This is a genomic window from Leptodesmis sp. (assembly GCF_052746595.1).
This window is the reverse complement of record NZ_JBRAGO010000182.1, coordinates 1-4,113: the sequence shown is the minus strand read 5'-3', so window position 1 is coordinate 4,113 and position 4,113 is coordinate 1. Positions and strand designations below refer to the sequence as shown.

The following is a 4,113-nucleotide window of genomic DNA, read 5'->3' as shown; positions in this document are numbered from 1 at the left end:
TCCCGACGCTCACCCGAAGCGGGTAGAGCGCGGGGCTGCTGCTGTTAAAGCTCAAGACAAACCCAAAGCCAACCCAGACAAAGTCCGAGATATCAAAAACTGGGTTTATCGCATCTTAAACGTAAACCCTGACATTCCAATTTCCATCAGCCAACTCACTTGCAAAGAACCCGGATGCCCTCCCATTGAAACCGTCATTGCCATCATGACTCAACCCGTCAAGCAGTACAAAATTCACAAGGCTGTGGATGAAATTGATGAATTAGACATTTGCAACCTGTACTAAACCACACCCCACACCCCACTCCCTACTCCCTACTCTCCGCTTCCTATTCTCTAATGTCCCGACACACTCTATTTGTCTGCAAAAGTCTTGTGCTTTCTCCTCAACCCAGCGAGATTATATGGGGCAACGAGGCGGTTATCATCTCTGGCAAAGCCTGTTACGGTTGCAACATCAATGGCAGCTACAAGCTGAATACAACATTGAGGCAGTGGATTGTTTAAGTGGCTGTAATCGAGCTTGTGAGATCGCCTTTGCTGCCCCTAACAAAACCACCCTGATGTTTGGCGATTTGCCTCCCCTGCAAAGCGCTTCTGCCATCTTGAAATTAGCGGAGCAGTACCATACCAGTCCGGATGGCATAGTGCCTCGCCAGGAACACCCTGAATTACTCAAAAAGGGAATTTTAGCCACAATTCCACCACTGCTGAGCAGAACTGAAGCCTTAGAGCCACAGAAACGTTCCAACTTTTTCCGTCTTCACCTTGACTTATTGAGAATCTTTATCAAGAATAGAAAGGCGTATCTGATGACCTGTGAACCGTGAACATTGTCATCATTCCCAGCAATATTAGGAGTAGGAATGCCATGAGTGATTGCCCTTGTTGCCATTGCAACCTTTTGCGCCACATTCGCAATTCTGGGGTTTACTGGTTCTGCCCAACCTGTTGGCAGGAAATGCCTAACCTGATTACTGAGACCCGCAGGCAACAAAATCAGTCGCATCATTCCAGAGAAGTGCGATTGCATCCTCCAAGCCCAATCTAATACAGGTCAGCGCCTTTTACGCCTCACAATTTCGAAGCATCAGTGTGGTTGGGCAAGTGTTGATGGGTTCTCCTCCTCACACCTCTTAATAAAACCAATGGTAAATTCTAATTTAATGCTCGCAAAGCCAGAGGATTTGGTACTCCGGTTGTTTAAACGGCGAGAGTATTTGTCTTCGCATTGCAACCAGCTTTGGCAAATTGAATCTGGCGCAGTGCGTACCTACACTCTGACTGATGATGGTACGGTTATTGCGCTTGGTTTCTGGGGCGAAGGAGATGTCATCGGACAATCTCTGACCAGAATTCAACCGTACGAGATGGAATGTTTAACAGATGTTCAGGCGCGGGTTCTGCATTTGAATGAATGCGATCAGTTGAATCAAATATTATTTTCCCATCTCCACCAAGCTCAAGAGTTGCTGCGAGTTCGTAGCGGACAGATTCATCATCGGTTCTGGCAACTATTAGATTGGCTGGCGGATAAGTTTGGTCATGAGTCAGAGCGGGGACAACTCATCAAACTCCGACTCACACATCAAGATTTTGCTGACACCCTGGGGACTACCCGTGTCACTGTGACCCGTCTACTCGGTCAATTTGAGCGGGAAGGTCGGATTGGTTGGGTTGGGCAGCAGTTACTCCTGATTCGAGATTCTTAGCTGTATTGACACTCAGCGCATTTGTACGGTTAGCCGACCTTCTGATTCGGATCAGATAAAAAGTTTTTATGTCAAGAGTGTTGCAATATTTATTTACATTAAGTTACACTTTGTTGCATAAGGTTAAGCAAAAGGAAGCAACATCATGGTTCGTGGACAGGTGATAGAAGAGGGTGGACGCGCCAATGTTTATGCGGTTGAACCCAAGCTGTATGTGGATGACACGCAACAGTTTGGCTTCAACGAATATGCGGAAAAGCTGAATGGGCGGCTGGCGATGATTGGCTTTGTGTCTGCCCTGATCCTGGAAGTGGTGACTGGACATGGTGTAATTGGCTGGCTGACAGGGCTATAGGCTTTTCCCTCTAGGTAAGTTTTAGATCGGTAAACGTCATCTATTTTGGAGATAACTCTCATGAAAACTGACTTCGATTTCCCCAACAAGTATCTGATTGGTCCAGTTGTGTTCAGACCTGACTTTAACGCTCAGTCTGAAGTCATCAGTGCAAACCAGGCATGGTCACTGTTTTTCAGCGCTGGCAAAGAAGACAAATTGCTTGGCTTTAATGCGGAGGCAGGTCGCTTCTTTACAAACTTGCTGTTGGCTGTAGGCGTAGCTGGCGTGTTGTGGGCAGTGCTATTTAGCAACCTTGCCTAGGTGCTTTATGAGGCTTGGCTACTCATCTCATGCCTTCTTTAGAGTCCCAGTTGACTTTTCTGCTGGGACTCCTACTTAATTTGAAGAAATAATTTGAAGAAGTAAGCGCACTAGGGAATAACTTCTAAGGTGAAAATCAGCGCATCTGTTTGGCTAATTTAAGATTTGAGGGTTGAAAGCATTCCAACAATCTCCGTCACAATATCCATGTCCTTCCTACTTTCCCTATTCACCTTCTATTCAGTCCCAGGCACTTGTATTCGCCATAGCAGTTTTTTTAGCAAGACGGTGAAGATCGACCCAACCAGAAACTCCACCGTCCTGCAGGTTGATTCAGCGTTAACTAAATCGCAATCAGGTTTGCGCTGGGCTGACTAAACAACTGGGCGAAACGCCACGCTGGGCGATCGCGCCAACTTCCCTTACCGTAGGCATATCCAGCAATCAAGGGGAAAGCCACTGTCGCTTCCGAGTAAACCATCTGCTCAACGTTTTTATTCACTTTGCCCCAGGAATGGGCTTCGCGTAGTGTTGAGCCAGACAATGCTCCATCTCGTTCGTCTGCCACCGTGACCTGAATGGCGTATTTGTGCATGCTCACATCAAACCCCAGCAGTTCCGCGGCAACGACGGTATCTTGAGCAAAGTTTTTCGGAACACCGCCGCCAATCATCACTAAGCCTGTGTACTGGCTTGCCAGTTTGCATTGGGTTAACTCCCGAAAGTCTCGCACTGAGTCGATCGTCAGGTGAGCATCGGGAGAATTCCATTGGTAATAGACTAACCCAAAGCCGGCAGAGCAATCGCTAAACGCTGGCACAAAAATGGGAACCTGATGCTGATATGCTGCCAATACCACGGAAGGCGTATCAATACCCCGCCGCTCTAGGTAGCGCCCCATTTCCTGGATAAATTCCCGTGAAGAATAGGGACGTTTCTCCAACGATTCGGCAATTTCGGCGATCGTCAGGTCGCAAACCCGCAGTTGATTTTCATCAATGTAGGTGTCATAGATGCGATCAATGCTATTTTGCCGCAGCAGTTCGTCGTCTGCTAGCGGATCACCCACATAATGATGGAATCCCAATGCTTCAAAGAAATCTTGATCAACAATATTGGCTCCCGTTGAGACGATCACATCCACCATATTGTGGCTGATCAGATCATGCACCACCTGCTTCAAGCCTGCACTAAACAGTGAACCTGCCAGACACAAAATAATGGCACAGTCGGGATCACGTAGCATTTCATCATAAATTTTGGCGGCTCGACCTAAATTTCGTGCCTGAAATGCCATTTTGCTCATCGATTCAACCAAATCCACCACATCTAATGTTTTGATATCGATGGGTTGAACAATTTCTTGCAGCAAGTTTTGCCGATTCATGGCTTTCTCCTGAACCTACGATCAATACAACACAACCTACGAATTGCTCAGCGAATAGGTTACACGGACTGACTAATAAGCCAGCCCGCTGATACTGGGCGCTTCGCAGTGGTCGTACCAGGAAATAGCCGGATCAGATTGTCGTCGCTTGTCCAAGCGAATCTGGAGATCCCAAACCTTAGCAGCGAAAGTAGATGGATTCACCAATTTTGCTGTCGTACACCTCTTGAAAGGACAACTTTTTCAAGATAACTAAACTGATGTTGGTTGCATATCCCCTCTAGTGGGATAACAACCCTCTTAAGGGTGCGTGTCACCTTCTAGAGAGAAGATTCATAACTGATTATTGAGATAAG

At 46.9% G+C, this 4,113-nt stretch carries 7 protein-coding genes; 5 read left to right on the top strand and 2 right to left on the bottom strand.

The genetic code is table 11. From position 1 onward, the window contains the following. The 5 genes from ACUVQO_RS22605 to ACUVQO_RS22585 form a co-directional block, all read left to right on the top strand. The coding region (locus ACUVQO_RS22605) for a hypothetical protein (protein WP_445928075.1) at positions 1 to 286 on the top strand (286 nt) is incomplete at its 5' end. 118 nt (positions 287 to 404) lie between these two features. Further along, complete coding sequence (locus ACUVQO_RS22600; RefSeq protein WP_445928074.1) at positions 405 to 830, top strand: DUF1636 family protein; 426 nt, start codon at positions 405 to 407, stop codon at positions 828 to 830. Positions 831 to 1,148: 318 nt separating this feature from the next. Then, positions 1,149 to 1,712 carry a Crp/Fnr family transcriptional regulator gene (locus tag ACUVQO_RS22595; RefSeq protein WP_445928073.1) on the top strand — a complete coding sequence of 188 codons (564 nt, stop codon included), beginning with the start codon at positions 1,149 to 1,151 and terminating at the stop codon, positions 1,710 to 1,712. A 145-nt stretch (positions 1,713 to 1,857) separates the two neighbouring features. Continuing rightward, on the top strand, positions 1,858 to 2,067 hold the full coding sequence (locus ACUVQO_RS22590) for a chlorophyll a/b-binding protein (RefSeq protein WP_445928072.1): 210 nt from the start codon (positions 1,858 to 1,860) through the stop codon (positions 2,065 to 2,067). 60 nt (positions 2,068 to 2,127) lie between these two features. Continuing rightward, positions 2,128 to 2,370 carry a hypothetical protein gene (locus ACUVQO_RS22585; protein WP_445928071.1) on the top strand — a complete coding sequence of 81 codons (243 nt, stop codon included), beginning with the start codon at positions 2,128 to 2,130 and terminating at the stop codon, positions 2,368 to 2,370. A gap of 343 nt (positions 2,371 to 2,713) precedes the next feature. Here ACUVQO_RS22585 and ACUVQO_RS22580 read toward each other — a convergent pair whose 3' ends face one another. Together ACUVQO_RS22580 and ACUVQO_RS22575 are read right to left on the bottom strand one after the other, a co-directional pair. Beyond that, positions 2,714 to 3,757 (bottom strand): 1,9-bis(guanidino)-5-aza-nonane synthase, encoded by a 1,044-nt coding sequence (locus ACUVQO_RS22580; RefSeq protein WP_445928070.1) that lies wholly within the window; start codon positions 3,755 to 3,757, stop codon positions 2,714 to 2,716. 72 nt (positions 3,758 to 3,829) lie between these two features. After that, positions 3,830 to 3,961 carry a hypothetical protein gene (locus tag ACUVQO_RS22575; RefSeq protein ID WP_445928069.1) on the bottom strand — a complete coding sequence of 44 codons (132 nt, stop codon included), beginning with the start codon at positions 3,959 to 3,961 and terminating at the stop codon, positions 3,830 to 3,832. Positions 3,962 to 4,113 lie beyond the last annotated feature (152 nt).